3 protein-coding genes are annotated in these 3,429 nt (G+C 44.6%); all 3 read left to right on the forward strand.

The window, feature by feature from the left end; translation table 11 throughout:
• Positions 1-70 precede the first annotated feature (70 nt).
• Positions 71-238, forward strand: a complete 168-nt coding sequence (locus AACT21_RS07955; RefSeq protein WP_156117117.1) for a hypothetical protein — start codon at positions 71-73, stop codon at positions 236-238.
• Positions 222-3,014: a DNA polymerase I gene (gene polA / locus AACT21_RS07960; RefSeq protein WP_094163910.1), complete on the forward strand. Its 2,793-nt coding sequence runs from the start codon at positions 222-224 to the stop codon at positions 3,012-3,014. Before AACT21_RS07955 ends, polA begins: the two co-directional genes overlap by 17 nt.
• A 194-nt stretch (positions 3,015-3,208) precedes the next feature.
• The gene (locus AACT21_RS16685) at positions 3,209-3,256 is read left to right on the forward strand and encodes a hypothetical protein (RefSeq protein WP_438356636.1); all 48 of its coding nucleotides are present in this window, start codon (positions 3,209-3,211) and stop codon (positions 3,254-3,256) included.
• The last annotated feature ends 173 nt before the right edge of the window (positions 3,257-3,429 follow it).

Raw genomic sequence — 3,429 nt, forward strand, 5'->3', positions numbered from 1 at the left:
TTTATAAACAATAAGTTAATGCCATTGTTTTCCTCGTTAATCACTGTTTAATAACCAGTGGATAAAAACTATGAACAGAGTTATCCACAGAATGTCATTTGCGGTGGTGGACAAATCAGCAAAATGTTTCGTTGCTCAAGGTGCATTGGCGTGGAATCCTCAAGACAGTCATGGCATCCTTAGTCATTACATTTCGTACTCGCTTTGGATTGCAAAAGACTATGGCTCGCATACCTGACAACCCGTTCATTCTGATTGATGGCTCTTCTTACCTTTACCGTGCATTTCATGCCTACCCAGGCACCATGAGTAATGGCGAAATTCCAACTAATGCTGTCTATGGCGTGGTCAATATGCTCCGTAGCATGATGCGCCAGTTTTCCGCTGAGCGTATGGTGGTTATTTTTGACGCGAAAGGAAAAACCTTCCGCGATGATATGTACCCACAATACAAAGCTAACCGTCCACCAATGCCTGATGATCTACGTTGTCAGATTGAGCCGTTGCACAATGTCATCCGTGCGATGGGGCTACCGCTGATATCGATTGAAGGTGTCGAAGCCGATGACGTGATTGGTACGCTAGCCTCTCAAGCATCACAAGCCGGCATGCCAGTGCTGATCAGCACTGGTGATAAAGACATGGCACAGCTGGTGGACGAGAATGTCACCTTGATCAATACCATGACGAATGTGGTACTTGACCGTGAAGGGGTGATTGAAAAATTCGGTATCCCTCCTGAGCTTATCATCGATTATCTGGCCTTGATGGGCGATAAAGTCGATAACATTCCTGGTGTACCGGGTGTCGGTGAGAAAACAGCGATTGCGTTACTACAAGGCATTGGCAGCCTAGAGCAAATTTACGATAACCTCGATAAAATTGCGCAATTGGGTTTTCGCGGCTCTAAAACCATGGCGCAAAAACTGGCGGATAACCGTGAAAACGCTTTTCTCTCTTACCAATTGGCCACCATCAAGCTGGATGTCGCTTTGGAAGAGAAACCAGAGACCTTGTGCAAAACCCAGCCCAATATTGATGAGTTGATTAAGCTTTATGGTCAGCTCACGTTTAAATCTTGGTTAACAGAATTGCTGGATGGTGGTAATGGGGTGATTGACGCTGATGAAAAAGTGGGTGCGGTAAACACTTCTTCTTCACAAGCAAAGGAGATGGATACAACCGCTGCCACGATTGATCGCAGCCAATATCAAACCATTTTAGATGAAGAGACGTTTAATGCTTGGTTAGAAAAACTGAAAGCGGCAGAAGTGTTTGCGTTTGATACGGAAACCGACAGTCTCGATTATATGGTAGCGAATTTAGTTGGCCTCTCTTTTGCAATCGAAGAGGGCGTTGCAGCGTATGTTCCTGTTGCGCATGACTATCTTGATGCACCAAAGCAACTGGACCGTGATTGGGTACTCGCCCAACTTAAACCCATTTTAGAAGATGAAAGCCAAGCCAAAGTGGGGCAGAACCTAAAATACGATGCCAGCATTGTTGCGCGTTACGGTATCAATATGAAAGGCATCAAGCACGATACGATGCTCGCATCTTATGTGTACAACAGCGTCGGTGGCAAACATGATATGGACAGTTTGGCGCTACGATTCTTGCAACACAGCTGTATTTCATTTGAACAGGTGGCGGGCAAAGGTAAAAACCAGCTGACCTTCAACCAAATTGAACTTGAACAAGCGGCACCGTACGCTGCGGAAGATGCTGATGTGACTTTACGACTTCATCACCGTTTGATGAGTCATATTGAGCAAGATGAGAAGCTCAATCGCATCTACCAACAAATAGAAGTACCTCTTGTTCCCGTGTTGTCACGTATGGAACGTACTGGCGTGATGATTGATGATATGTTGCTTGGCGCGCAATCGCATGAAATCGCTGCTCGTTTAGAGCAACTAGAACAACAAGCGTTTGATATCGCGGGTCAACCTTTCAACCTAAGCTCACCAAAACAGCTGCAAACCATTTTGTTTGAACAGATGGGGCTACCGGTGATTAAGAAAACGCCAACAGGTACACCTTCCACCAATGAAGAAGTACTGCAAGAGTTGGCACTCGACGGTTATCCTCTGCCTAAAGTAATCATTGAACATCGTGGTTTAGCTAAGTTGAAATCAACCTATACCGATAAACTGCCTAAAATGATCAACCCAACCACAGGGCGAGTGCATACCTCGTATCACCAAGCTGTAACCGCCACTGGTCGTTTGTCTTCAACCGATCCAAATTTGCAAAACATTCCGATCCGTAACGAAGAAGGACGCCGGATCCGTCAAGCCTTTATCGCTCCTCATGGCTGGAAAATTCTGGCCATCGATTACTCGCAAATTGAGCTGCGGATTATGGCGCACTTGTCCGGCGATAAAGCGCTGCTTGAAGCATTCCAGCAAGGGAAAGATATCCATGCAGCGACCGCGGCTGAAATTCTTGGAGTGAGTATTGAGCAAGTCAGCAGTGAGCAGCGTCGCCGTGCGAAAGCGGTTAACTTTGGTTTGATTTACGGGATGAGCGCCTTTGGTTTAGCTAAGCAGCTCGGCATTCCTCGTTATGAAGCCCAAGAATATATGGATAAATACTTTGAGCGTTATCCTGGTGTGATGCAATACATGGAAGATACACGCTCTACGGCTAGTGAACTTGGCTATGTTGAAACTTTATTTGGTCGCCGTTTGCATCTGCCTGAAATTAAATCGCGTAATGGGATGCGCCGCAAAGCCGCTGAACGTGCTGCGATCAATGCTCCAATGCAAGGTACGGCTGCGGATATCATCAAAAAAGCGATGCTATTAGTCGATGCTTGGATTGAGGAGCATGGACAGGGACGCGTTAAACTCTTGATGCAAGTGCACGATGAACTGGTGTTTGAGGTGCAAGAGACGGCTTTAGCCGAAATTGAAATTAAAGTACAACAATTGATGGAATCAGCGGCAACGCTAGCGGTGCCATTGGTCGCGGATACTGGTCATGGAGACAACTGGGATCAGGCGCATTAGTTGTTTTTTAAGCAGAATTAGCTAATTTATATGAGCCGACGCACAAATGTCGGCTTTTTTATGGCCTAGAAACAAGTGTTCTTGATTTTAAACTTTGTGTTGTTTAATAAAATTTTCATGAAAAAAAACTACAAAAATAGTTTTCATTTCTGACCATTTGTTATACATTAACTCTCGTAGGGTACAGAGGTAAGATGTTCTATCTTTCAGACCTTTTGTTTCACGTTATTGGATTAGGCTGATTCAGCCGCCCCAGTCAGTATTTGACTGGGGCGTTTTTTATTGGGCCAAAGAAAATATTCATCACTGTTTTTTACGAGAATTTAGGTGATAAAAACACACTATTCTATTGCTGAGTAGTTACTTTATTTCTTTTATAAACACCCAATTCTGTAACTGGCTAACAGTCACACTT

The sequence above is a fragment of the Vibrio sp. V08_P9A1T1 genome (genome assembly GCF_963874405.1).
In the GTDB taxonomy this organism is placed as follows: Bacteria; Pseudomonadota; Gammaproteobacteria; order Enterobacterales; family Vibrionaceae; genus Vibrio; species Vibrio anguillarum.